General features: G+C 51.6%; 19 protein-coding genes. 4 read left to right on the top strand and 15 right to left on the bottom strand.

Going from position 1 to position 24,765, the window contains the following annotated elements:
- Positions 1-5: 5 nt before the first annotated feature.
- The 12 genes from PGL01S_RS17480 to PGL01S_RS17540 all read right to left on the bottom strand — a co-directional run bounded on the left by PGL01S_RS17480 (position 6) and on the right by PGL01S_RS17540 (position 17,234).
- Positions 6-2,078 (bottom strand): cellulose biosynthesis cyclic di-GMP-binding regulatory protein BcsB, encoded by a 2,073-nt coding sequence (locus PGL01S_RS17480; protein WP_127495865.1) that lies wholly within the window; start codon positions 2,076-2,078, stop codon positions 6-8.
- Between the two features lie 18 nt (positions 2,079-2,096).
- The gene (locus tag PGL01S_RS17485) at positions 2,097-3,350 is read right to left on the bottom strand and encodes a glycosyltransferase family 2 protein (protein ID WP_127495866.1); all 1,254 of its coding nucleotides are present in this window, start codon (positions 3,348-3,350) and stop codon (positions 2,097-2,099) included.
- Positions 3,347-4,915 (bottom strand): hypothetical protein, encoded by a 1,569-nt coding sequence (locus PGL01S_RS17490; protein WP_127495867.1) that lies wholly within the window; start codon positions 4,913-4,915, stop codon positions 3,347-3,349. Before PGL01S_RS17490 ends, PGL01S_RS17485 begins: the two co-directional genes overlap by 4 nt.
- Positions 4,912-6,447, bottom strand: a complete 1,536-nt coding sequence (wsfD, locus tag PGL01S_RS17495; protein ID WP_127495868.1) for a glycan biosynthesis hexose transferase WsfD — start codon at positions 6,445-6,447, stop codon at positions 4,912-4,914. The genes PGL01S_RS17490 and wsfD overlap by 4 nt, the downstream gene beginning before the upstream one ends.
- 34 nt (positions 6,448-6,481) lie before the next feature.
- The gene (locus PGL01S_RS17500) at positions 6,482-7,621 is read right to left on the bottom strand and encodes a hypothetical protein (RefSeq protein ID WP_127495869.1); all 1,140 of its coding nucleotides are present in this window, start codon (positions 7,619-7,621) and stop codon (positions 6,482-6,484) included.
- Positions 7,622-8,036: 415 nt separating this feature from the next.
- On the bottom strand, positions 8,037-9,593 hold the full coding sequence (locus PGL01S_RS17510; protein WP_127495870.1) for an ABC-F family ATP-binding cassette domain-containing protein: 1,557 nt from the start codon (positions 9,591-9,593) through the stop codon (positions 8,037-8,039).
- A gap of 182 nt (positions 9,594-9,775) precedes the next feature.
- Complete coding sequence (locus PGL01S_RS17515; RefSeq protein WP_127495871.1) at positions 9,776-10,228, bottom strand: hypothetical protein; 453 nt, start codon at positions 10,226-10,228, stop codon at positions 9,776-9,778.
- 167 nt (positions 10,229-10,395) lie between these two features.
- On the bottom strand, positions 10,396-11,025 hold the full coding sequence (locus PGL01S_RS17520) for a 2OG-Fe(II) oxygenase (RefSeq protein WP_127495872.1): 630 nt from the start codon (positions 11,023-11,025) through the stop codon (positions 10,396-10,398).
- Between the two features lie 94 nt (positions 11,026-11,119).
- Positions 11,120-11,956 (bottom strand): RMD1 family protein, encoded by an 837-nt coding sequence (locus PGL01S_RS17525; RefSeq protein WP_127495873.1) that lies wholly within the window; start codon positions 11,954-11,956, stop codon positions 11,120-11,122.
- A gap of 142 nt (positions 11,957-12,098) precedes the next feature.
- Entirely contained in the window at positions 12,099-12,668 is a 570-nt protein-coding gene (locus PGL01S_RS17530) for a YcxB family protein (RefSeq protein WP_127495874.1), read from the bottom strand.
- Between the two features lie 134 nt (positions 12,669-12,802).
- Positions 12,803-13,795: a LacI family DNA-binding transcriptional regulator gene (locus PGL01S_RS17535; protein WP_127495875.1), complete on the bottom strand. Its 993-nt coding sequence runs from the start codon at positions 13,793-13,795 to the stop codon at positions 12,803-12,805.
- A gap of 76 nt (positions 13,796-13,871) precedes the next feature.
- On the bottom strand, positions 13,872-17,234 hold the full coding sequence (locus PGL01S_RS17540; RefSeq protein WP_127495876.1) for a GH36-type glycosyl hydrolase domain-containing protein: 3,363 nt from the start codon (positions 17,232-17,234) through the stop codon (positions 13,872-13,874).
- A 496-nt stretch (positions 17,235-17,730) separates the two neighbouring features.
- Here PGL01S_RS17540 and PGL01S_RS17545 point away from each other — a divergent pair, with 496 nt between their 5' ends.
- The 4 genes from PGL01S_RS17545 to PGL01S_RS17560 all read left to right on the top strand — a co-directional run bounded on the left by PGL01S_RS17545 (position 17,731) and on the right by PGL01S_RS17560 (position 21,925).
- On the top strand, positions 17,731-19,008 hold the full coding sequence (locus PGL01S_RS17545) for a sugar ABC transporter substrate-binding protein (protein WP_127495877.1): 1,278 nt from the start codon (positions 17,731-17,733) through the stop codon (positions 19,006-19,008).
- A gap of 119 nt (positions 19,009-19,127) precedes the next feature.
- The gene (locus tag PGL01S_RS17550) at positions 19,128-20,015 is read left to right on the top strand and encodes a carbohydrate ABC transporter permease (RefSeq protein ID WP_012772565.1); all 888 of its coding nucleotides are present in this window, start codon (positions 19,128-19,130) and stop codon (positions 20,013-20,015) included.
- 15 nt (positions 20,016-20,030) lie between these two features.
- Positions 20,031-20,882 carry a carbohydrate ABC transporter permease gene (locus PGL01S_RS17555; protein ID WP_174806575.1) on the top strand — a complete coding sequence of 284 codons (852 nt, stop codon included), beginning with the start codon at positions 20,031-20,033 and terminating at the stop codon, positions 20,880-20,882.
- 350 nt (positions 20,883-21,232) lie between these two features.
- Positions 21,233-21,925, top strand: coding sequence for a Dph6-related ATP pyrophosphatase (locus PGL01S_RS17560; RefSeq protein ID WP_127495878.1), 693 nt, complete (start codon positions 21,233-21,235; stop codon positions 21,923-21,925).
- Between the two features lie 301 nt (positions 21,926-22,226).
- Here PGL01S_RS17560 and urtE read toward each other — a convergent pair whose 3' ends face one another.
- The 3 genes from urtE to urtC are packed head-to-tail and all read right to left on the bottom strand — an operon-like array spanning position 22,227 to position 24,748.
- Positions 22,227-22,928: an urea ABC transporter ATP-binding subunit UrtE gene (gene urtE / locus PGL01S_RS17565; RefSeq protein ID WP_127495879.1), complete on the bottom strand. Its 702-nt coding sequence runs from the start codon at positions 22,926-22,928 to the stop codon at positions 22,227-22,229.
- Positions 22,906-23,682, bottom strand: coding sequence for an urea ABC transporter ATP-binding protein UrtD (urtD, locus tag PGL01S_RS17570; protein WP_127495880.1), 777 nt, complete (start codon positions 23,680-23,682; stop codon positions 22,906-22,908). Before urtD ends, urtE begins: the two co-directional genes overlap by 23 nt.
- A complete protein-coding gene (gene urtC / locus PGL01S_RS17575) occupies positions 23,654-24,748 on the bottom strand; it encodes an urea ABC transporter permease subunit UrtC (protein WP_127495881.1) in 1,095 nt (364 codons plus the stop codon). Before urtC ends, urtD begins: the two co-directional genes overlap by 29 nt.
- Between the last annotated feature and the right edge of the window lie 17 nt (positions 24,749-24,765).

The raw sequence follows: 24,765 nt of genomic DNA on the forward strand, positions 1-24,765 counted from the left end.
GCTTCCTACCCCCTTCTCTTCTTCCGGTGCTTGCGGACGAGAAGCACAAGCGACACGAGCACCAATGCAAGCACAAGCATAAACGCGATCATAAAGCTTACCACGTCGCCGCGTTCCAGCACCTGCGTAACAACGGCCGGCGCTTCAGACACCGCTTCCTTCTTGAAGCGGAAGGCATGCACCTCGCCGTCCTTGTCTACCATCGCCCCGTCTCCGAAAATCTTGTACAGGCTGCCGGCGTTTCCGACCAGCTTCGACGCCAGGTAGACGTATTCCGAGCTGCTGCCGGTAATAGCCAGGAAGCCATGCCCTTTGCCGTATGGCGAGTCGATCAGCTGCAGCGTTCCGATCCGCTTGCCGTAGCCCTCTTCGATGCTTATCTTCTCATTGGACAAGAAGCCTTCGCCTTGCTTGTCGTATTGGAAATACAGCTTATCGTTGTTCTCCCGGATGTACCGGTTATCCGCATAGGAACCAATCGCGATAATCTGCCGGTCCTTCAGCTCGCTTTCCTTGACATCGTCCTTATAAAAACGGATTTCGCCCGTATTGGAGGCAGCGAACTGCCCCATCAGGTTAAACAGGTTGGAGAGGGCCGCATACGTGTAGTTGTCTTGGGTTTGCGGCAGGACAACGGCTACCCGGTTAAAGCTGCCGTCACGGAGGAACGGATAAGGATAGTTGTTGAACAGCATGTCCGTACGATCCTTCGTGTTCAATTGAAGCACGGAGTCCTTGGAGACAAATGCCCATGGCATCTGATCCTGGTTGCCGGTACATACCGCATTCTTGATCTCCAGGTCAAATGCCGTCGTGATCGTGAAGTTGCCCGAGATCCCAAGGTTCTTCGGAATGGTCAGCTCGAGATTATCGCCGCCCGCAAGCTCGGCGGACAGCTTCTTGCTTCCGATCGGAACGTTGTTCACCAGAACCGTCACCATCGAACGGTCAAAGTCCAGATTTGTCGCATAACGGAAATCCAGGCTCAGCTTGCTCGCTTCCGCAATAGAGCGGTTGCTTGGCAGCGTAATGTAGTAGCTTTTCTCCCGGTGCGACGGGCCGGTCAGCTTATCGCCGGAATCCGTCAGCGGGAAATACCGGCTGATGCTTTGCGCCGGCGTATTCACTTCCGTCGATTCGTCCACCAGCTTCGACGAACCCTGCAATTGCTCCATCAGGGCCGGATTGCCGATAAACCGTCCTGCTTTCTTCAGCAGGTCCGCATTATCGGACGTTACAACAAGCAAGGAGGATGTATCGCTCTGGATCAATTGAATCAGCGCTTTATCCTGCAGCGCGGATTCGCTCAGCTTCGAGCGAATGTCTGCCGGAAGATGCTGAGACAAGGCTACCAGAATACGAAGCGTTTTCCCCTGCAGGTTGCTTGTCTGATACGGCAGGAGCGGAATGGGATGCGAGGCGTCCTGGCTTACGCCCGTTAATCCGGACAACGCATAGACGGCAGTCTCCATCTCGTTCAGATCGCCTTCCTCCGGCACGAAGACGCCGGCTTGTCCATCCTGAATGGTATCCAGGCCCAGGAAATGGCGGTTGAAATCGCTGATGCTCGCACCGACCGGCTTGGCCGAATATTTCACGTCGACGCCCGAGCTGTCGAAGATTTGCAGCCAGCTGCCCTGGTCCTGCGAAGGCATGCACATCTGATCGGAATTGTTTCTCGTCTGAATAACGCCTTCGATAGTCAGTTCGTTAACGCCGCTCTTCAAATACTCAAGCGGGAGTCCGATTGACCGGGTAACCTTTTGATTCGTCTCGGTGCCGGGCTTTAACGTGTAGAACGGCTTGCCGTTCAGCTTAAGCGTAACTACCGATAAATCGTTAAGGGTAAGCTGGGAGACTTTATAATCCAGCCTGAAAGTGGCACTCTCCACGTTCCAGTAATCCGGCACCTGAAAGAACTGCTGCGCATAGGCATTGGTGCCAAGAAGCGAGGTTTCCGACATAGGCGTTTCGTAAGTCTTCTGTACCCCCGGCGCTGCGGATAGCGTCCCCGTACCCGGGATCAGCAGCGCTACAATCAGCGCGATGACCCATGCCGTAAATCCGGCTTTTCTCATAAATTCACTTCCTTTCGGTCAGAACCGTTCTGTTTTATACCATTTGGCCTCGCGTTTAAAAATCACGTCCTTCAAATATTGAAACATGCCATTGGCGGCAACAAGCATCCACAGCTGACAGTATGTAACGTACATAAGCAGAATAATGACGAGATTCGAAGGGTGCATTTCGCCTTTTTCCGTGATAAGCGTGATGAACGTCCCTACCACGAACAAGGTAATGGCCAGTATCCATAAGTAGAAGCTTAGTCCCTCAATCGTGGTATGCACGTAACCCAGCGCATGCAGAATGAGCAAAGCGTCCGACGTTAAGAGCGAGGTGACAAGCAAGAAATAAATAGCCAGAAAATAAAGAATGTCGAAGCGGATTCGGCGCGCTTCCGGCCGGAAGAGCAGCGGGACGTTTTTGACGATCACGTAAATATTCCCCTTCGCCCAGCGCGTCCGCTGTTTGAACCATACCTTAAGCGTCTGGGGCTCCTGCTCCCAGGTAACCGACTTCGGCTGGAACTTGATCCGGTAACCCATCATGTAGATCCGGAAGCTGATCTCGGTATCCTCCGCGATCGCTTTCGTATCCCAGCCTCCGATAGCCTCGATGATATGGCGGCGCATGATGAAGTTGGTGCCCGGAATCGTGCACAGCTTGAACAGCTTCCACCTGCCGGCTTGGGCCATCCATTGGAACGATAACGTCTCGATATTAATAAACCGGGTAAGCAGGTTTTGGTCCCGGTTGCGCGTCCGGAACTTGCCTATAACCGCACCAAGCTTAGCGTCGTTCACGATTTCGGCTACCAGGTAACGAAGGGCTGTCCGTTCCGGCGTATTATCGGCATCATAGATGGCGATAAGCTCGCCTTTGCTGCGGGTGAAGCCGATATTAAGCGCATTGGACTTGCCTTTACCCCCGGTTATGTTATCGGTATTGATGATAATGAGATTGCGTCCCTTGTATTTCTCCTGAAGCTGACCCAGCAGCACGCTGCTGTTATCCGAGGAATTATCGTTAATGACGATAATCTCGTAACGGTCGTGCGGGTAGTCGAGCGCAAGCAGCGACTCTACCGTTTTGACGATAACCTTGCCCTCGTTATGGGCCGGTACCATAATCGACACGAAGGGCTCTTGTCCCGGCAGAAGCTCGGGCGGCTTCTCGCTCTCCAGCTTTATATAGTAGAAGTAGCCGGCGATAATCAGCGCGATATTAACGAGCAGCAGGGACCAGATGCACAGCACGCATATGACCATTAATATATCCGGTATCGTCATAGGCCGCCTCCCGACTTGTAGTATTTTTTCTTATATAACCGGTATCCGATCAAGAGGAATACGGCGAACAGCATTAAGGTCGTAATAATAAGGACAATCAGGATCCGGTTCTGCACCGAAAATAAAGCATGAAAAGTGACCTTTTGTTCCGGCTGCGAGACGACGGGCGCTTGCTCTTCCGGTTCGGCCTGATCCTGCAGATCGGCCGGCTTGCCATCCAGAAGAAGCGCTCCGCTGCGAGACTCGGCCTTATGCGCGCTGCTGCTGAGGCTATGCGTCTCCGACTTGAAGTCCGCAAACGGCAGCCAGCTGCCGGCAGCCTCGCGAACGGCTTCTTCCTGACTGGCATCGCTCTCGAACCAGTCAAAGGTGACGGCCAGATTTACCGGAAACGCTGGCCAGATCTTGTTCTCGCGGCTGATCCGGAGCAGCACCTTGGCAGGCATCGTATACGGGGATGCGGCAAAAGGCTGTACCGCCTCCGTTTGCCCGGATGCCCTCCCTGATTCATTGGCGAACAGGATGGTCGTATCCGAGAACGCAAAGCCCGCTTCGCGCTCTTCCTTCCCCTGGGCCCGCTTCATATCTCCCGTCATCCCAAGCGGGGCAATACCCGCATCGGCCAGATGATTCAGAAAGCCGTCCATCTGCGCCTTCAGAATAGAGGGATCCTGCCCCGCCGACGTTGGCGTCGGCACTTGCACGAGCACGCTGCCGTTATGAGCCTGCACGGCTTGCAGAGCGGCCGCATATCGCTGCATCGCCGGATAATCGGTATTGTTGAACAATGGGCTTACGCTGACCAGAAACGGAATTCCGGCATTGTACAGCTGTTCCGACAACGCCTCCAGCTTGTCCAAATCGATAAAAGGCGTGATGCCGCCAATAAGCAGATAAGATTGCGTCGGAGCATCCGCCTTCAGCCAGGTACGCAGCACATACGCAATTGCCAATTCGCTCAGGTTGCCCGATTGAAAATACGGTACGTATGCATAGCCGCCGGCCGATACGGCATATGGCGTCTGGATCGCTCCCTCCGAAGAGGTTATCTGCCCGTAAGTCTCGCCTTTCCCTTCCGTTATATAGGCAAGACGATTAACGAAAATATGTTCCTCGGAGAGCCCGTTTACCGACAGCTTTAAGGACTGCCTGCTTGCCGTTTCGGTCTTCAGAGCCAGCTTCCCGCGAAGGACCTCCGGCGGATTAGACCCGATATGCAGCCATTCTCCCGTAAAACCCGTCATGCCATGCGTAATGGATCCGCATAAATCCTCCGTATTGCATACGGTAATCAGCTTCGCATTATCTTTGGCCATTTCAGGCTTATAAGCATCCGAAGCAACCGTCGTCACCGTCGCTCCCAAGGAGAGCAGCAGCCGCTGCAAGGTCTCTATATTGCCTGCCGCAGGAGTATCCACTCCCAGGCTGTCATAGACGAGCAGCACCCGGGCAGCTTTCGCTGAATCCTGCGCAGCCGATGCCGGAGCCGGAATCAGCACCGCCGCCGGCAAAGAGAGACAGAGCAAGACGAGCACCCATAGCTTGATTCCTGTCCGTCTTCTCATTGCTGTCCCCCCTGTAGCAACGCGGATGGTTCGGGGTCTTCTTCGCCCGCATTTTTCTTCGCGTTAGGCCCCCATAAGCGGCGGCATACGCAGTCGGCAATAACCCAGAAGGTCACGAGATCAAACGCCACCGCAAATAAAAACTCATGCTTGGCGAGGTCCGCGTCCCCGGCGCCGATAACCGAAACCGCCATTGCGCATAGTCCCGCCAGCATCATCATGAGAATCATCGACAGCCGAAGCGTTCGCCGAAGCGCCCGCTCCTTCACGGCCCGGTAGAAGGATGCGGCGTACAGTCCCGCAATGACAATCATCCATATCACTACAAACCCGGAAGTCTTCGGTGCAGCCCATTCTTTCAGATAGCTGTACCCGGAAAAGGCCAGCGTGCGCTTGCCGAACGGCTTGTCCGCCGACTTCTCGTAATTCCCGAGCTTGGTTCGGTTAGAAAAGGCATTGCGGGCCGCCGTCTCGAATATTCTTCCCGCCGATTCGGGATGGGTCAGATAATACCTGGCGATGGAGGGGAAGCCATACTTATCCAGAAACTGCGTCTGCATCTCTTCCGATTCGACTGGAATTGGAGAGAATTGGTCATAATAAATGGCGCCGGTAAGCACCGAGAACTGCCTGTCGATCCCGAAGAAATCGAGTGCTTGCTCCGGATTATCCGCTGTCATCAATACGCCCCTCGTCATGGCGTGGTACTTGTTAATGTTGACGAACTGCTCCGGAATAAGGACATAGGTGCCTACCGCAGTAAGCAGCAGGACAACCGCCTGCATTCCGGCGAGCGTACGGAAGATCCTATCCCGCTTCAGGAAGACAAACAGTACCGCCACCATGGCGACAATAAGGCCAATCGGCGCATTCTGCTGCTTGCTTGTCGTAAGGATCATTGCGCTCGCTCCAAAAAGGAACAGCAGGAAATAGTCGTTGTACTGCCGCTGGTACAGCAGCATCCCCGCGCTGAACAAATACATCAGCATGATCAGAACGACGCTTTCGCTATAGAAAGAGTTGAAATACGCGAGGTATCCGATATCCCCGAATACAAAAACAGCCCCAAGCGCCAGTCCGTAGCCCGCACGGCGCGAAGCCTTCCATGCGGCTGCCTTCACTAGCAGGTAAACCGCGCCTACATACAGCACGCCGTAAAGCGCCGCCTGAATCCGGATATCGAACTGACGGTTATAACCAAACCATTCGCTAATCGTAAGCGCTAGACGAACGAATAGCGTTTGAGAGGAATACAGCAGGGCGCTATTCTCGTTGTAGTATTGGAAAATTCCGAAATTTTTGACAAAATATCCGAGTGTCTGGCTCGTATAATCCGGCGCATTGAAGTACAGGCCGTTGCTATATAGAATCCGGTAATAATCCCCGTTGTCCGCCATTCCGATATAAGGCGGGATAAAGAGCTCGATCAGCAAAATAAGCGCAACGCCAAACGCCGCCAGCGAGGCCGGAGATATGTATTTTTTCCATACGATTATCGTTTGTACGAGCTTTATTCGCTGCAGCTTATTCATGCCATGCCCCTTTCCTTGCGCGTTCTATGAAGTCTTAATAGGCATAAGCCAATAAAGCCGTCAAATTATCGAACGAATAGACTTCTTCCGTTGCCGGATTCCCGAAGCTTCCGGCAATCGGGCTTGCTTGATCGTCCACGCGGTATTGCTCCATGCGTTTCATGCTGTTCCAGTAAAGCACTTGATCTCCAATCGTCGAGCCAATCATCGCAGCGATCGCGTAAGCAGCCGTCGATTGGACATCCGTCGCCGGCTTGCCGTCCCGGCCGTAACGTCCGTACAGCGTTCCCGCTTCCACCGCTTTCTTGAGATACGTAATGCTGGCGGTACGCTCCTGATCAATCTCGGCGAGCGACAACACCGTCAGAAGAGACTCAATGGTACTGATTTCCCCTTCATGGTCGCCGTACTTGCCTGATTTGTAATCATAACGGGTTTCGTAAAAAGGGAATTTATCGGATAAATACCCTCCCGAGACGATTGTAAGCAGGTTGTCTTCCAATGCCCGTTTATCCTTGGACGGAACTTCCAGCAGCCGGATGGACCGGAAATCGGCATAGCATAAGGTTAGGAAATTGTTAGTTGTTCCATAGGTACCGTCGTAGAAATCGTAAAGCTTGTCCCCTTGTACATTGTGTTCATAGACGAGTCCGCCGTAATGAGCGGCCTCCCGGCCGTAGTTGCCGTCATTGCCAAAAGCCGTCTCGGCCTCGTACAACGCGCGGATGATCCGAAGATCGTCGACGACGGCATTAACGGTATATTTTTTATCGTGAAGAGGACTATAGCGATAGCTGAAGCCATAATCCGCCGCCAGCGTCTCTCTAGCCCGCGACCATGCGGCATCAAACGCTTCCCGCTGCCCGGTAAGCGCGTAATAACGCATCAGCAGACCGGCCGACTCGCTTAGCGTCTCATGACCGGTAGCGGTCTCCGCTGCCTCATCCGTTTCCTTATAATTCGTGTAGATGCCCGCCTCTCCCATAAGCTTCTGATCAATAAATTGCTGCAGTTGCTCACGATGCGGGGTTAGCTGAGGCGTATCGCCATATTTCGAGGGCAAGGCAACACTGTCTTTGCTGCCTTCCTCCCCGCCGTCCCTGCTGCTATACGCCCAATACGCGGCCAGCAGGATCACAATCAAAGCGGCCGCAAAGCCCCATCGTTTATTCACCGTCTTCAACCCCGTGTATATATTAATTCTGTTAATCTATCCCCATCTTAAATATCATACCTTTTGCTTTAATCCCAAGACGAGTAGCAATTAAAGGAAGTTTCATGTTATGCGTCAAAAAAGGACTTTATTCAAGAATAACCGATAAATGTTGCTAAAATATGAGAATTTTTGACTAAATTTTGAGATTTGTCCGGGTTAAACGCTCTCATTTTTTTCAGACTTGCGGTCTATTTCAAATGATAAAACAACAAAGGAAAAAAGCGGAAACCAGCCCCTGCAGGGATCTAATTTCCACTTGGTCGATTGTCCTCGCCATCGATTTCCTGATGAGCTTCAGTTACACGTTATGGCCACGCAAAGCAAAGAAAGAGCATAGCGACTAAGCTATCCTCTCTCTTTGCTTTGCTATATCTTATTTCTGGCTCTGCATAGCCCAGGCTTCCACATCCCATGTTTTCGTTGCCCAATCCTCATAGAAATCAGGCTCGTGAGAGACGAGAACGATCGTACCCTTGTAGGCTTTCAACGCACGCTTCAATTCCGCCTTGGCAACGATGTCCAAATGGTTCGTCGGTTCGTCGAACAGAATCCAGTTGCTCTCCCGCATCATCAGCTTGCACAAGCGAACCTTCGCCTGCTCTCCCCCGCTGAGCTGGTTAAGCGGGCGGGTAATATGCTCGTTCTTGAGTCCGCAGCGGGCAAGCGCTGCACGAACCTCATGCTGGTTCATGAAGGAGAACTCATCCCATACATCCTCCAGCGGAGTCATCGTCGGCGCCTTCGCTTCCTGCTCGAAGTAAGCAGGCGATAAATAATCGCCAAGGTAGGTCTTGCCGTCCAGCGGCGGAATAACGCCAAGAATCGATTTCAAGAGCGTGGATTTACCCACGCCGTTGCAGCCTACGATCGCAATCTTATCGCCGCGCTCGATGACCATATCCATCTTGGGAAGAAGAGGTTTGTTGTAGCCGATAACCATTCCCTGCGCTTCGAATACGGTCTTGCCGCTTGTTCTGGACTCCTTGAAGTTAAAGGTTGGCTTCGCGGCTTCCTCCGGCTTATCGATGAGATCGATGCGGCCCAGCTGCTTCTCGCGGCTTTTCGCACGCCCTGAGGTAGATGCGCGAGCCTTATTTTTCTGAATAAACTCTTCTTGCTTCTTGATATAATCCTGCTGCTTCGCGTAGGCGTCGATATGCTGCGCCTTGTTCAGCTCGGCCATCTCCAAGAATTTCTCATAGTTGGCGGTGTAACGCGTCAGCCTCGTAAATTCAAGATGGTAAATGACGTTAACGACCTGATTCATAAAGCCGGTCTCATGAGAAATAAGAACAAAGGCATGGGGATAATTTTTCAAATAGTTCGTCAGCCAGTTAATATGCTCTTCGTCCAAATAGTTGGTAGGCTCATCAAGCAATAAGACGCCCGGCTTCTCCAGCAGCAGCTTGGCAAGCAGAACCTTCGTCCGTTGTCCGCCGCTAAGCGCCGTAACGTCACGGTCAAGACCAATCGCATTAAGCCCCAGGCCATTCGCCATCTCGTCGACCTTCACGTCGATCAAATAGAAATCGCCGATTTCGAGCTCCTCTTGAATTTCTCCCATCCGTACTAACAGCTGCTCCAGCGTATCCGGATCGGCTTCGCCCATCTGCGCGGCAATATCGTTAAGCTCCTCCTCCAATACAAGCAGCGGCAGGAACGCGTCCTTGAGCACATCGCGGATCGTCTTTCCCGCTTCAAGCTTCGTATGCTGGTCCAGATAACCGTAACGGACGCGGGGCGTCCATTCCACCCTGCCTTCGTCCTTCAATAGCTTGCCCGTCAAAATATTCATAAGCGTCGATTTCCCCGTACCGTTCGCGCCAACCAGGCCGATATGCTCCCCTTCAAGCAAACGGAAGTTCACGTCCTTAAACAATACCCGATCGCCAAACGTATGCGATAACTGCTCCACTGTTAACAAACTCATTCTCTTTTATCTCCATTCCTTTATACGCTACCGTTAAACCCGACATTCTCTCGATTCGTCATTGTACCATAAAACATTCTATTCCAGTTTATAATACGTAAAGTTATATGAATATGACCAATCATTAGGCGACAAATAAAAAAGCCTCGCGCATTGGCGAAGCTTTTTTGCATCCTCTTTTTCTACCGCCCGACGAACATAGCAGAACCATTATCTCCCGAATAAGGCGGATCTCCGGGGATGGTAACATAACATATAATAAGTTTGTACGACATCCCCTTGGTAATCGGCTGCATAAACGTGAGTATGAAGCTCTTGTTCTGCGCGTCCACCGGTTGAATCGTGACCCGATTAGCCGTCAGGGCATTCTGCGGCCCTACCGCGTCATTTTTGCCCAATGTGGCAATACCGGACGGTATCGCTTCGGTTGTGCTCTGTATCCAATAGTTAGACGGATTAACGCCTTTAGCCTGATCAACCGTCCGGTCATACGTGATTTGAAGTTGATTCTGGGACAATTGCGTCGCCGACTGAAGCATTGGGATCGTCTGAGGAGCCGCATGCGCCGAGGTTGACGCCAATATAAACATAAACGCCATCAGACCTACCATTTTCCTAACACCTGCTATTTTCATCTTATCGCTCCTTCCTTCTCAACAACCATCATTAGCGTATCCTCGGGTTTCCATTTTATTCGGGAAGCATTTCATACAGACGGATGCACGGATCCATACCTGTTCCAATCATAAGAAAAGCCGGAATCCTCAGCAGATTTCCGGCTCTTTTACATCTATGTATAAACTTAGCGATATCTTTGTCTTCTCATCCATTGGGTTGCTACCCACTTCTCTCCGGCTTCGACGGGATGTCCTGCATGCAGCGTTAACTCGTTCAAGCGGGTATCGTTATAAAAATATTCAAAGTAGACCGCGCTGCCTTTCTTGGGCGTTACCGAAAAATGAAGAGAAGGGAAATATGTCTCGCCGCCTTCTTCCACGTCATTCAAATACATGACCAGCGTGCTGATCCGATTGTTCATACTGCTGTCTTGCGTAAAATAGTCGAAATGAGGATGATATTGTTCTCCGGGCTGATACCGCAGCACCTGCAGAGGTTCCGCATGGGAGACCGGGATATTCATAAGCTCGGCCACCCGGGCCTCTACTTGTCCGATACACTCATTTTCGCCTTCCTCAAAAAACATGCTGCTGCTTGTTCTGACTTCGCTGACATCATGAGAGCTCCCGATTTTGGCCCGCTGCATTCTAGCCGAAGCCAAGTCAATCAATAAATCGCATTCCGCCGGGCTTAATACATTATCCAGGATCAAAATAAGCGGTTCATCCAGCTTCCCAACGATTCGAATCTCTTTGTCCTTGGTTAAGATCTTGTTCCCTGAAGACGTTACGATCGTCTGCTCTTTAATGGTCATCGCTTTAGTTCCTCCAATATAGAATACTGAGGACGTATTCGATTCTGCACCTAGTCAGTCGATTAGTAATTCTCCGTTCTAACCGGCAATCCCTTTATGGCAGTACTCCGGCAATTTGCAGGACCGTCAGAATAACCTCTATGACAATGAGAATAACGATAATCCATTCAACGAACAATCCGCGTATTGAATGGCTGATCGTCGAGAAGCCTTCTATAATGTGATGCAGGAATTCCGTTTTGTTCTTTAATATTTTATACCGGTCATTCAATTCGAAGAAATCCAGCATCTTGTCGTAAAACTCGCTGGCATGGCTGCTGCTCCAAGTAATATCGGGCTTATCCAAAATCATAATGTAAGCCAGCGAATTATACTCGTAGCGCAGGATGATCGCCGTCGTCCGGGCCAGCTCCTTGTTGCCGATCCGGAGCTTTCCTTTCTCGAGCCGTTCAATCACCGTCTCCAGCTTGTCGTTGATTTTCCCCAGCTGCTCTTCCACTTTCTCGAAAGCGACCGATTTCGCAAGAACGGTAGATATAAGTTCGGGATGGAAATGCTCGAATTCAGGCACTTCCACATACTCATCCGTCAATTCGAAGGACTCTTTCTCCCCGTAATGAAGGCTGTAATCATCGGAGTAACGATCGGCGTTCGAAATATCGATCTCCGGTTCAAAAGCTGTTATGTATCTCAGGAATGCGATAATGTCCTGCGGGCGTGAATGATTAATGAAGACAATGCTCCCAAATGAAAAGACAAGCACCTGCTGCGATTCCTCGACTCGATGCTGGAGAATGGACTCCAGAATGTCGCCCTTCAGAATTAAAGGCTGCTCCCAGGTAAACTTCTTGGGAATTCCGCAATGGATCGCAATCTTGTTCAGATCAATTTCATTCGTGAGGGCAAAAGCTTTAAAGGTCATTTCCTTCATTTCGATCACTCTTTTCAGTCGAACTGAAATTTTAGGCGTATTATTACATTATTCCCTGTCCTCCTTTCTTATACCCCATCTCTTCCCGCAGACCAAAAAGCCGGAATCCTGAAATGGGATCCCGGCCTCTTCCGCTTATGAACTAACTCACATTGAAATATTGAATGATGCCGACGGTAACGATGAAGATAAACACATAGATGAGCAGATTTCTTACTCCTCTTAATTTCTTCTTTTGCTTGATGCGGCTGCGGACCGTTTGCCCGAATTCGCTCCACTGCTCGTCCGTAAAGCACCTGCGGGGAAAGATATGGGCGGTTACGCCGTTGACCATTAAATAAATGGCCGATTTGGTAGCGAATAGACCGGTAAAGTCCGTCCACTGCATTCTCACAGTCAGCGAGTCGCTCTCCAAAACCACTCCCTCGTCCGACCATGTGTACTGCCTCTCTTCGTTTACCAGTCTATTCTTAAGGTTATTCTTGTGGGCCTTTATAAGGAAGAAAGCCAACAGAGGCACGAAAATAAAGATGAAAACCATAAAAGGATTTAAGCTGGAGAGGTCCTTCTCCGCAATAGCCAGCACGATATCCAAAATAGAGATGAGGTACAAAAAACCAAGGAGATAGGGATAAGGTTTCTTAAATAGATAGGATAGCTGCAGCTGTACCAAATCTTCTTTGGTAAGAGTGACCGAAATAGATCCTTGCATGATTTTCCCTCCGCATAGTATTTTCCATAATATTCAAATCCGACTATACCATGCCATACTACCTATGTATAGAAAAAAAAGACCAGAAATCATCCGGCGAGGATTTCTGATCTTTCGTACCATATAAGGATTCGTTAAGGAGCGACCGAACCTACCGTCTCGCCTCGAACAAGAGAGACGTAAATACGCTCCTGCTCGACCTCTTGTCCGCATATAATCTTAAGAAGCTGCTCCGCCGCAATAGCTCCCCACTTGCGCTTGGAATAATCGATGGTAGCGAGACGAGGATGCATGAAGGAAGCCAGCTCCAGATTATCAAAGCCGATCAGATGCAGGTCCCGGCCGATGACAATATCCGGATGATTCCTTTGCAGGTAATGGCACATCCCGATCGCCATCTCGTCGTTGAAGCAGAATATCGCCGCCGGTTCGCCTGTAGAGCCGATAATGCCTTCCGCGACTAATCTTGCCGCGGCATGCTCGCCAGAGGACTTGTTGAAATCGCCTTCAATAACGGTAAGCGAAGCATCGCTTGCACGCTCTACCACCTGAGTGGCCGCCGCCAAGCGCTGCTTGGAGTCAAAGGAGCCTCTTGGCCCCGTTATGGCATACAGCTTCCGGTGTCCTTGCTCCAGCAAGTATTCGATCGCCAGCGCCGCTCCGGCTTTATTGTCGAGCAGCACCTGGTTAACATTCGCATGGTTCAGCTCCCGGTCCAGCACGACCAGCTTATGCCCGCGTTCCGCGTAGCTGGCCAGCTCCTTGCTGTCGAATGTCTCGTCGAGGATAATTGCTCCGTCGATCAATCTCTCCGGAAGCATGCGGTGCGACTGCTTGCCGCTGCAGACGATCAGATCATAGCCCTTGACCGACAGCACCTCCTTCATCCCTTGAAGGAGGTCTCCATAGAACGCCCCGCTGAAATCGGTCAGAAATACCCCGATGATTTTCGTTTCTCTCCGCTTGAGCGATCGCGCGGCAGCATTCGGGACATAGTTCAATTCACTGGCAACCGCCAATATTCTGGCCGTTGTTTCTTCCGTTACTTTCGGATTACCGTTTAACGCGTAAGATACGGTCGATATTGAAACGCCCGCTTGTCTGGCGATGTCTTTAATGCTGACCACAGTTCCCACTCCTCCTTGTCCTTATTCTACTATAACACAAGGACTGGCGGCACCAAGATACCACCAGTCCTTCCGATTACATAAATATTTCAACGCGGTTGCCTTCAGGGCGCAGACTTGCAGTCAGCTGTTCTTCCGCAATACGCACGCCGCCATTGCGGTAACGGTTATCCGTATAGGTAAACTCCGCTTCCCGTCCGTTAATGAGGATGCGGTTTACGCGCGTTCCTCCGCCAAGACGGTAGACAAACGTAACCGGCTTGCCGTTCCATCCAAAATCAAACGTCATTCCGTCCAGCTTCTCCGGCAATACCGGATCGACAACAAGGTCGCAGCCGAGCTGACGAATCCCGAGGGCATTCGAGATCAGCTGGTTCATGTAGATTCCCGGGCCGCTCGAATAAATACGCCATCCGCCCTTCACCTGCACGCTGCCATCGCGAAGCTCGCCGAAGCGCTCCTGGGCGTCGTAACGGTTCATGAACTTGCCGTCGGAGCTGCTGAAGTAGGAGTTGCTTTGACGCAGCTCGGCGTTTGGAACAACGTCGCGAAGACCAACCGGGTTGATGGTCAAGAGTCCCTTCCATACTTCGTCGGTCTTGCCCAGCTTCGCCATCGCCTCTACGAAACGGATATGCGCATGGACGTACTGCAGGCCAATTTCCCGTCCGAAGTTAGCGGCCTGTTCCGCGCGCTTGAAGTTTACGCTGACGCCGCCCGCGTAATTCGCAGGCCGGTTCATCAGACGCACGCCGTCCGGACAGTACAGCTTCTCTTTGATAATGCGGTAGTGAGCTTCCGCCTGTTCTTCCGTTAGGAGCTCGCTGATCATGCTGCGCGTCATCGGAAGCAGACGGTATTGAATGCCCGTAGTCGTGTCCGTCGGATGCAGCATCAGCTTCGCTTCCTCCGGCTTCTCCATGTAGACGAAGCCCGGAATAACCTCTTCCGCCAGCATGTAGCGGTTAAAATCAGCCTGAATGCCCGCGGCCAGCTGCGTAAGCTCCTCGGCAAGCGCGGAATCAAAGGTTTCCAGCACGCGGCCGAATTGCCCGATAACCTGATAAGTCAGCGAAACCGTCCAGCTGCTGATCATATATTTTTTGAGCTGTGCATTTGCCGGCTGTAGCGTGTCGTCCCAGTCTCCGTCGCCGTAGGAGGACAGATGCGTGCCATGCAGGAAATGCTCTTTAATGTAGTCGATTTCCTTGATCGCATGATCAAGCAAGGTTGCGGATTGTTCCGTGAATTCGCCCGTATGGCGGATCGAGTAAGGAACGCGCTGCTCCAAAATGCCGTAATCCTTGGTCGCTGCCAGATAATCGCCGAGCACCTTCAGCGGCCATACGATAATATCGCCATGGCTCTCTTCCTGCTGGATCCGGTAATAACGGTCGAACATAAACCATTGCGGCCAGTTGCCTTCGTCTTCGTACTGATGCGAGTAAACGGTCTTCAGAATTTCCGCCACTTGCTCGTACTTATGCGTGGACAGGAAATATTCCGCCGGCCCTTGGCATACGTCGCGCGTACCCCAAGCCGCTCCTCCGTATTGCTCGAGGCCATGAGGCACCGAATAGTGGACGAGCATATTATGCGTATACCACCATGCGAGCGAGTTCATTTTGACAAGCTCAGCCTTCGAAGCTCCGTCATGGGACAGCCGGAAGCCGTTCATCACCTGACGCAAAAAGGCTCTATAGCGCTCGATCTCTCTTGCCGCCTGCTTTTCTTCGAACGGCAGCTCTTCGCCTTGCAGCAGCCCTTGCACCGTAAGGGTCCAAGCCGAAGTTGCCGCAAGCTCAAGAACAACAAGCGATGCCGCACCCGGCGTTAAGCCTCCGACAAGCGCGCTCTCGTCCAGAGCGGTTACCGCCGCACCGTCTACGCGCATACGGTATTGCAGGTTCGGGAACACCTTCGTGCTTGGCGACTGGCTGTCCGCCTTAAAGATCAGCACGCCGTCCTTCTCCTCCATGGAGTAAGGCAGCTCGAATTCGTTATTGTTCATCGACACCTGATTCGTTACTCTAAACCGGTAGCCGATCCCTTTCTGCGAGCGAAGCTCCAGACGGACCTCCGGCGAATCTACCGTTGTGTAGTTCGTGATGACAAGCGTATCGTCCGCCGTCTTGTAGAACCATTTCGCATAGTTGAAGCCCATCTCGAACATCGAAGGCATCGCAAGCAAGCGATAAACGCCGTCAACTTCAACGTAGATGCGCTGACCGGAAGTCTTGAGCACGTTAAGCGCATTACGCGCATTGGTTATCATTTTATGAAAATTCGTATTGCCCGCCAGAAGCTGCGAGTTGAAAATCCCGTACATATAAGAAGTCGTCGTCATCACGTTATCCGTCATGCGGTCATTGCCGCCGGACATCAGGATGTGGCCATGAGGACGCTCGACAAGCAGCTCCTTCTCTTTGAGCACCACATGCTCATGCGTTTCCGTGAAGAAGGATAGAAGTTGACCGTCCTGGAATTCTTCCTGCTCCCGGTTCGGGTACATCGACTTGATCTCTTCCGGGTCCATAGACAAAGTGCGAAGAGGCGATCCGATCGCAGACGATACGACAACCTTCGGATAAGTCTCTTCCGCTTCAGCCTGCTGAGTCTTGTCGGCGGATTCTACCTGCTTCCAAGCCTCCAGCACTTCCTCGAAATATTCCAGCTTCTCAATCGCCGAAGGATGATCCTTCTTGAACAGTCCGTAGAATACGAAGCGCGCTTCGCCTTGAACCTGCTTCTTCGGAGTTTGAAGGGCTGCGTACGTGAACTCATATTGATAGATCTCATTCGCCAGCGCAGGCTGCAGCAGAGCTTCCGGCACATCGGTCTCTTTATGGCTTAAGCCGAAGAATTGGAAGCCGTCCGTCGAATAGCCTACCGCTCCCGTCAGCGAGCCATGCTGCATATAAGGGAAAGCGCCTCCCATCGGCTGGTTTTGCCGGAAGCACAACGCATAACCAAGCTGCTCGTCCCGGAATACCTTATGGTCAACGTATTGGGAGATATACGCCTCGTTCGTCCGGACAGCCCCGGTATCCCCAAGACCAAGATCTTGTCCGTAGACAACGTCAATCGTTGCATCGCTGCCTTGAACAGTTACGTCCCAGAACCAAATGCCATGCTTCGTTAAGGCAAAAGAAACCTTATATTGCAGTTCGCCGCCAAATGCTGCTCCATCCCAGACCAGCTTATCGCCGGCTTTCGTCAAACGGCTGGATGAGCGGATGCCAAGCAGCGGTTCGAAGCGGATTCCTTCCACTGTATGCTTGCGCAAATAAAGGTTGTTCATGGATCCGTCAAGCGGATGCGTCATGACCTGATTCAGCATCGTTTCTCCGGACCGGGCAGCAAACAGATCGCCGCTGCTCCAGAATTCGAATGCCAGTTCCCCGTTTTCCAAACGGATCGTACTTTTTGCTGTCTCCATTATTTCAATTATGCCTCCCCATTTGTCCAACCTCATGTTATAGCCGAAATGGTTACGTGTAGGATTGCCTATTCGCGTTATATTCTTCACACCGATGAAGTCAAAATCAACTATAGAAACGTTTCGATAATACCTAGAACAGGATTATAATCAAATAATTTCGGGTCGTCAACCTTGTAAAAAGGAGAAATAGAAACGTTTCTATTAATTCCAACGTGTAAAAAATAATACTTGAAAGCGCTTATGCTCTGATCTATAATGTCGTTGAAACGTTTCTACAACGAATTAACCTAGAATTAAACGCAGGGGATTGTCCTACAGAACATCTGAGAAGGAGGGAATCGGGCGATATCGAAACGATTCTCGAACAGAGGATTGACTCAAAAAGCGAATACGACGGCGAAGCGCTAACCTGACGCAAAGCCGAATAATTGAAGCATTGCCACTGCATACTATTTTTTAACAACCGACAACATGGGGAGGTCTTGTTTTTATTATGACATTCAAAAAATCTCTTACCGCTACGCTCGCAGGCTCCGTTCTGCTCATGGGCATTCTGTCCGCTTGCGGCGGAAATAAAGCAGACAACAACACCGCGGATCAAGGCAACACGGGCAAAGGCAGCAAAGGCAAAGTTACTCTTAATGTATGGGGCATGGGCGAAGAAGCTAAATCCCTTCCGAAAATCGCCGAGCAATTCGAAGCCGAAAATCCGGACATCAAAATCAATGTTCAGCCGCTTCCATGGGACACGGCGCATGACAAGCTGCTGACGGCTGTTGCGTCGAAAAAAGGCCCGGACGTTGTGCAAATGGGTACAACATGGATTCCGGAGTTCGCTAACGCCGGCGCATTGATGGACCTGTCCTCCGATATCGCTAACTACCCGGAGCTTGCGGACAGCAACTTCTATGACGGTTCCTTGAATACAACGAAATACGACGGCAAAACCGTAGGCGTACCTTGGTATATCGATACTCGCGTTCTTTACTACCGCACGGATCTGTTGAAGGAAGTCGGCTACGACCAAGCGCCTAAAACTTGGGATGAGCTGAAAGACGCGGCGGACAAGCTGAAGGCACGCGGCACGGGCAAATACGGCATCAGCCTTGACGTAAAAGAACAGACTCTTATGTTCATGTTCGCTCGCCAGAACGGCTCCAAGCTGATCGACGGCAACAAGCCGCTGTTCAACGAGCCGAAATTCGTAGAAGCGGTTGACTACCTGAACAGCTTCTTCAAAGACGGTGACGCTCCGCTTGACCTGGGCATCGACATCGTAGCCGGCTTCAAAGGCGACGGAATCCTGCCAATGTTCATCAGCGGTCCTTGGATGATTAAGCTGATTAACGATCAAGCTCCCGAACTGAAAGGCAAATGGGCTACTGCGGTTCTTCCTGCAAAAGAAAACAACATCTCGGCACTAGGCGGCTCCAACCTGTCCGTCTTCCAATATACCGACCATAAAGAAGAAGCGATGAAATTCCTTGCTTACATGAGCAAGCCTGAAACCCAGCTCAAATGGCTTGAGCTTGCAAACGCATTGCCTTCCACGAAGAAAGCATGGGAAGATCCAGCGTTGACCAGCGATCCAAACCTGAAAGTAATCGGCGAGCAAATGAAGAGCTCCGAGCCAATGCCGCTCCTGAAGCCTTGGGAGCAAGTTGCGCAAGAAGCACTGAACTCGTTCGAGAAGATCTACCGCGGCCAATCGAAGACGCAAGACGAAATGAACAGCTTTAACAAGAAAGCTACCGATATTCTGAGCAAGTAACAGCAGCAACTTGGAATGCAAGCAAGCACCGGCAGCACTTCTGAACCTAAACAGAAACGCTGCCGGTTATGTTTTGCCATTAATTTTTGCGGTAGAAGCGCAAAGGAAAGGAAGCATGGATGAAAGGATATTCTCAGAGTAAAGCGCCTTATTTCTTTATCGCTCCCGCGCTTATTTTACTAATACTGTTTTCATTGTTACCGATTGTCGTCGCTCTTGTTATCAGCTTTACGAACATGGACCTTGCCGGTCTTGCCGACTGGTCGAATATTTCATTCGTTGGACTCGACAATTATGTGGACGTATTGGCTGATCCCGTGTTCGGCAAGTCCATCTTAAATACATTGTTTTACGTCGTTATCGGTGTGCCGCTTATTCTGATCGGCTCCCTTCTCATTGCTATTATCGTTAACTTCGGAGGCAACCGGATCTTTAACGCCTTCCGCGTCATTTACTACATGCCTTCCGTTACGAACGTGGTTGCGGTCGCGGTTGTATGGACATTGTTGTATAACCCTATCTTTGGCCTGCTGAACTATTTGCTTGATGCCGTTAATCTGCCAGCCGTACCTTGGCTCCAGGATCCAATCATGGCGAAAATCTCGCTCATTATCATGGGCGCATGGCGCGGGATTGGTCTGAACATGATCATCTTTATCGCGGCGCTGCAAGGCATTCCGAAGTCTTATTACGAAGCGGCTCAGCTCGACGGTGCCGGCAACTTCCGGCAGCTGATGTACATTACGATTCCGATGCTTCGTTTCGCGATCTTCTTCGTGTCCATTACGACGATGATCGGCTGGCTTCAATTCTTCGAAGAGCCGTTTATTATGACGGATGGCGGTCCGCTGGACAGCACGACCTCCGTGGCTTTGTTTATCTATCACAACGGCTTCCAGCTCAGCCACTTCGGCTACTCGGCTGCCGGTTCGTTCGTCCTGTTCTTTGCAATCATTCTCATCACGCTCTTGCAGTTCAAGCTGCAGGGCAAAGATACGGATCTATAATTAGGAGGTGAACAAATGAGCGCACATGCAAAATCTGGATCCGGCGCAGCCAAGAACGACCTGGCGCTGAAATGGGCCCTTGGCGCGCTGCTCACCATAGGCGGAATCCTGGTCATCCTGCCTTTTATATGGATGATCCTCTCCGCCTTCAAGTCGGAAGCGGAGATGCAGAATATCCCGCCTACCTTCCTGCCCGTAGATGCTACGTTTGATAACTTCAGACACCTGTTCACCGAAATGAACTTTGGCGTTTACTTGAAAAACACGCTGATCATCGTCGTGTTCTCCTTTGTTGGCCTGTTCCTGAACGCCATGGCCGGCTTCGGGTTCGCGAAATATAAATTCAAGGGCGGCAGCGCCCTCTTCTATCTCGTACTGGCTACCATGATGATTCCCGGTCAGGTTACAATGATTCCGATCTACCTGATTCTGAACGAGATGCACTTGACCAATACGATGGCGGGTATTATCCTGCCGGGTCTGGTCGGCGCCTTCGGCATCTTCCTGTTCCGCCAGTTCATGCAGACGATTCCGGATGAGCTGCTCGAAGCTACGCGCCTGGACGGCGCAAGCGAATTCCGTACCTTCATGCAGATCGTGCTTCCGATCTCGAAGCCTATCCTTGCGGTACAGGGCATTCTCGCTTTTATCGCCGGCTGGAACAGCTTTATCTGGCCGCTTATTATCGCGAACGACGAGAAGCTGTACACCTTGTCCGTTGGCCTGACCTTGCTCAAAGGACAATACGGCGGCAACTTCGCGCTCCAGATGGCCGGCTCCACCTTTATGGTCATCCCGATTATCGTCATCTTTATCATCTTCCAAAGACATATCATCGAGAACTTCTCGATCTCGGGGATGAAGTAGGTTCGTTAGCTTGCGTTTAAAAAAGGGTTATCCGACGAGTCATAACATGACCGGGATAACCCTTTTTTTGATTCCATGGATGCTGCATGGCGACTTACATTGGATTTCGTACAGCGTAATGGGACATTTTTGCCCGTTAACTCGATCTACATTGGATTTTATGCAGTATATTCAGCTCATTTTGGCGACTATAGCTCTTTCTTGCCCCTTATACTGGAGCGAATCCATCGTAGCCTCGGTTTCTCTCCTTTTATCCCGATTTCATTGGAGGAAATCCAACGTACCTATGCGGCCCGGGACGGCAAATCATGTTACAATTCACTAAGCAGGAATGGAAGGAGATCTTTGGAATGAAAGAAACGGTGAACTGGAAAAACGGCGCCCACGGGCATAAATTCATAGCTTCATTTAGCGGAGGAAAAGACAGCACCCTTGCCCTGTATAAGTCCATGCAGGTTGGAGAACCGATTGGGCTTATCGTTATGATGGAGGAGGAAGGGAAACGCTCCAGATCTCATGGCATGCCTCCGAAGCTCATCCGCGCCCAAGCGGAATCCATCGGTTTACCCGTGTATACAGCGGCCGCAAGCTGGGAGGATTACGAAAAGGAATTTATAGCTCTACTGAAACAGGCCAAGCATGAAGGCGCAGAAGCGTTAGTCACGGGAGACTTGGATATGCCTGTCCAAGATTGCTGGCATGACAAGGTCACCCAAATCGCCAGCCTAAAGCTGGGGATGCCGTTATGGCAAATGGATCATCTAGAGGCTGTTGAGGAGTTTGTTAACCTCGGATTCATTTCCATTGTCGTCACCGTCAATTTATCGTTAGGGATGAAGGAAGAGGATTTGGGACGCGCATTGACTCACGACTACATACAGGAGCTGCTGGCCCGCGGCATTGACCCTTGCGGAGAAGGCGGCGAATTCCACACCACCGTTATCGACGGCCCTCTGTTCAAGCATCCCATCCCAGTTAGGAAAGGCAGCATTGTTAGAAACGGTGAATATGCCTTTTTGCCTTTGGAACTGATAGAGGGTTAAGGATGGCTTGAAACGCAGCCGGTTCGCCGACGTTGTACAAAATGCAGTAAAATCATGCGATTTAGCTCGTGAATGGAAAATATCCTGCACGAAGTGCAGGATATTAGAGAAAACGAGGCCAATTGGGACCCAAATTAGCGAAATATCATGTATTTTATGCAATCCATTTCGCCAATACCGCCCGATTCGGGCAAATATCCTGAAATTTTGTGCAACGCAACCCAGCTTGCAAGCTAGGCTGCAGCCTGCAGCCTGCTAGACCTTTCTTACAGCTGCAGCCGCTCCAGCCCATTCCGCCCACTCACACCGTCAAATACTTCTTTATCACTTCGTCGCTTAAATCCTCTAGGCCGCCTTCCCAGGCAATTGCCCCCTTATCCAGCACGTAGAAGTAGTCGCCGACGCTTTTCACGAAATCGAGGCTCTGCTCGACGAGCAGAATCGAAGTCTTGCCGTCCGCCTTGATGGAGCGGATAACATCGCGGATGTCGTCCACGATAGAGGGCTGAATGCCTTCGCATGGCTCATCGAGCAGCAGCAGATCCGGCTTTGAGGCGAGCGCCCGCGCGAACGCCAGCTGCTGCTGCTGACCGCCGCTCAGGTCCCCGCCGCGCCGGTTATACATTGTGGGCAGCACCGGGAACTTGGCGATCGCTTCCTCCGGAATAGAGCGGGCCGCCATCTTCTCGCGCGCGGCCTCAAGGCCAACCAATATATTCTCGTATACGGTTAGCTGCCCGAAGATCTCGCGCCCTTGCGGTACATAGCCGATTCCGCTCTTCGCGCGGCGCCCCGGCGCGGCCTTCGTCAGCTCATGCCCGTTGTAGGCAACGGTTCCTTTCCGCGCCTTGAGCAGTCCCATGATGCTTTTCATCAGCGTTGTCTTCCCAACGCCGTTACGCCCGAGCAGGCAGACGACCTGCCCCGGTTCCACTCTCAGTGTTACATCACGCAAAATCACGCTTTCCCCGTATCCCGCTTCAAGCTGTTGAACGGCTAGCATCCGCATCCCTCCTTTTCCCGAGATATACTTCCGCCACTCGATCATCCCCCTGCACTTCTTCCATCGAGCCTTCCTTCAGCAGCTTTCCTTCATGCATAACCGTCACTTTGCTTGCGAAGTTGCGGACAAACTCCATGTCATGCTCCACAACCACAATCGAGCGTTGACGGGCGATCTCGATCAGCAGCTCGCCCGTCTTGTCCGTTTCCTTATCCGTCATGCCCGCTACCGGTTCATCCAGCAGCAGCACCTCCGGCTCCTGCAGCAGCATCATGCCAATCTCGAGCCATTGCTTCTCGCCATGCGATAAGCCGCCTGCCCGCCAATCCGCCTTATCCTGCAGCCCAATCATCTCAAGCTGCCGCTCGATTCGTTCCCGCTCCTCCGCTTTCATCCGGGCGAACAGCACCGTAAATACGCCGCGCTTCTGGCGCATGGCAATCTCGAGATTCTCAAACACCGTCATCGACGGAAAAATCGACGGCGCCTGGAACTTGCGGCCGATGCCAAGCTCGGCGATCTGATGTTCTTTTTTCTTCGCGATATCGATGGACTGCTTGAAGGTAACCGTCCCCGCCGTAGGCTTTACTTTGCCGCAGATCACGTCCAGCATCGTTGTTTTGCCGGCACCGTTGGGCCCAATGAGGAACCGGAGCTCCCCTTTCCGCAAATGCAGGCTCATTCCCTGAATCGCCTTGAAGCCGTCAAAGGCTACCGTCACCTCATTACATTGCAGGATACTCGACTCGCTCATGCTCCGGCTCACTCCTCTCCTCTTTCTTCTTGCGGAACTTCAACTTGGCGGCAAGACCAGCCACCCCGTTAGGCAGGAACACAACAACCAGAATAAACACGCCGCCAAGGAAATACGTCCATCCTTGCGGATAGGTAGTGCTGAATTCACTTTTTGCCCAATTCATCAGTACTGCCCCAAGCACGGCTCCGATCAAGGTTCCGCGGCCGCCGATCGCAACCCACAGTACCATCTCAATCGAAGGCACGATTCCCATCATGGAAGGCGAGATTATGCCGACATGCAGCACAAACAGCATTCCCGCGATACCGGCGATAGCCGCCGACATCGTAAACACTACCATCTGGTAGACGGCCGGATTGTACCCGATGAACCGGACCCGGTTCTCCCCGTCCCGGATCGCGCGAAGCACCTTGCCGAACCGGCTTTTCACCACATAACGGCATAGGATAAACACCGCCACCAGCACGGCTGCCGTCACCCAATACAGCATCCGCTTCGTATCCGGCGAAGCAATCGGCTCGCCTAATATTTTGCTAAAGCCCGTAACGCCGTTAGTTCCTCCCGTATAGGCTTGCTGTCCGACAAGCAGCGTTGTCGTAATAATAACGAGAGCTTGCGTAAGAATAGTGAAGTACACGCCGCGAATCCGGTTCCGGAAGGTGAAATACCCCAAGAACAGCGCCAACGCAGCAGGGATGAGGATTCCCATCAGCACCGCAAAGCCAAAGTTCTCGAACGGCTTCCAGAAGATCGGCAGCTCGCTTAATCCGCTCCAGCCCATAAAGTCCGGCAGCTTCCCGCCGCTTGCCTCAAGCTTCAGATACATCGCCATCGCATAGGCGCCAAGTCCAAAAAAGATACCGTGCCCCAGGCTTAGAATACCGGTATAGCCCCAGATCAGATCCAGACCAAGCGCAACAATGGCAAACGCCAGGAACTTCGCGAGCAAGTTTAGTCGGAAGTCGCTTAAATAGAGCGGAGCCGAGAACAGCGCAGCGGCAGCAGCCACATAACAGGCAAGCAGCCATAAACGCTGGGGAGAAAAATTTCGCATCGTCAACATTTGATTCCCCACCTCTC

The organism is Paenibacillus glycanilyticus NBRC 16618, from assembly GCF_004000805.1.
Classification (GTDB): domain Bacteria; phylum Bacillota; class Bacilli; order Paenibacillales; family Paenibacillaceae; genus Pristimantibacillus; species Pristimantibacillus glycanilyticus.

Coding starts and splice junctions, on each gene's coding strand:
- PGL01S_RS17480 (WP_127495865.1), bottom strand. CDS start 2,078: ATGAGAAAAGCCGGATTTACGGCATGGGTCATCGCGCTGATTGTAGCG.
- PGL01S_RS17485 (WP_127495866.1), bottom strand. CDS start 3,350: ATGACGATACCGGATATATTAATGGTCATATGCGTGCTGTGCATCTGG.
- PGL01S_RS17490 (WP_127495867.1), bottom strand. CDS start 4,915: ATGAGAAGACGGACAGGAATCAAGCTATGGGTGCTCGTCTTGCTCTGT.
- wsfD (WP_127495868.1), bottom strand. CDS start 6,447: ATGAATAAGCTGCAGCGAATAAAGCTCGTACAAACGATAATCGTATGG.
- PGL01S_RS17510 (WP_127495870.1), bottom strand. CDS start 9,593: ATGAGTTTGTTAACAGTGGAGCAGTTATCGCATACGTTTGGCGATCGG.
- PGL01S_RS17515 (WP_127495871.1), bottom strand. CDS start 10,228: ATGAAAATAGCAGGTGTTAGGAAAATGGTAGGTCTGATGGCGTTTATG.
- PGL01S_RS17520 (WP_127495872.1), bottom strand. CDS start 11,025: ATGACCATTAAAGAGCAGACGATCGTAACGTCTTCAGGGAACAAGATC.
- PGL01S_RS17525 (WP_127495873.1), bottom strand. CDS start 11,956: ATGAAGGAAATGACCTTTAAAGCTTTTGCCCTCACGAATGAAATTGAT.
- PGL01S_RS17530 (WP_127495874.1), bottom strand. CDS start 12,668: ATGCAAGGATCTATTTCGGTCACTCTTACCAAAGAAGATTTGGTACAG.
- PGL01S_RS17540 (WP_127495876.1), bottom strand. CDS start 17,234: ATGGAGACAGCAAAAAGTACGATCCGTTTGGAAAACGGGGAACTGGCA.
- PGL01S_RS17545 (WP_127495877.1), top strand. CDS start 17,731: ATGACATTCAAAAAATCTCTTACCGCTACGCTCGCAGGCTCCGTTCTG.
- PGL01S_RS17550 (WP_012772565.1), top strand. CDS start 19,128: ATGAAAGGATATTCTCAGAGTAAAGCGCCTTATTTCTTTATCGCTCCC.
- PGL01S_RS17555 (WP_174806575.1), top strand. CDS start 20,031: ATGAGCGCACATGCAAAATCTGGATCCGGCGCAGCCAAGAACGACCTG.
- PGL01S_RS17560 (WP_127495878.1), top strand. CDS start 21,233: ATGAAAGAAACGGTGAACTGGAAAAACGGCGCCCACGGGCATAAATTC.
- urtE (WP_127495879.1), bottom strand. CDS start 22,928: ATGCTAGCCGTTCAACAGCTTGAAGCGGGATACGGGGAAAGCGTGATT.
- urtD (WP_127495880.1), bottom strand. CDS start 23,682: ATGAGCGAGTCGAGTATCCTGCAATGTAATGAGGTGACGGTAGCCTTT.
- urtC (WP_127495881.1), bottom strand. CDS start 24,748: ATGTTGACGATGCGAAATTTTTCTCCCCAGCGTTTATGGCTGCTTGCC.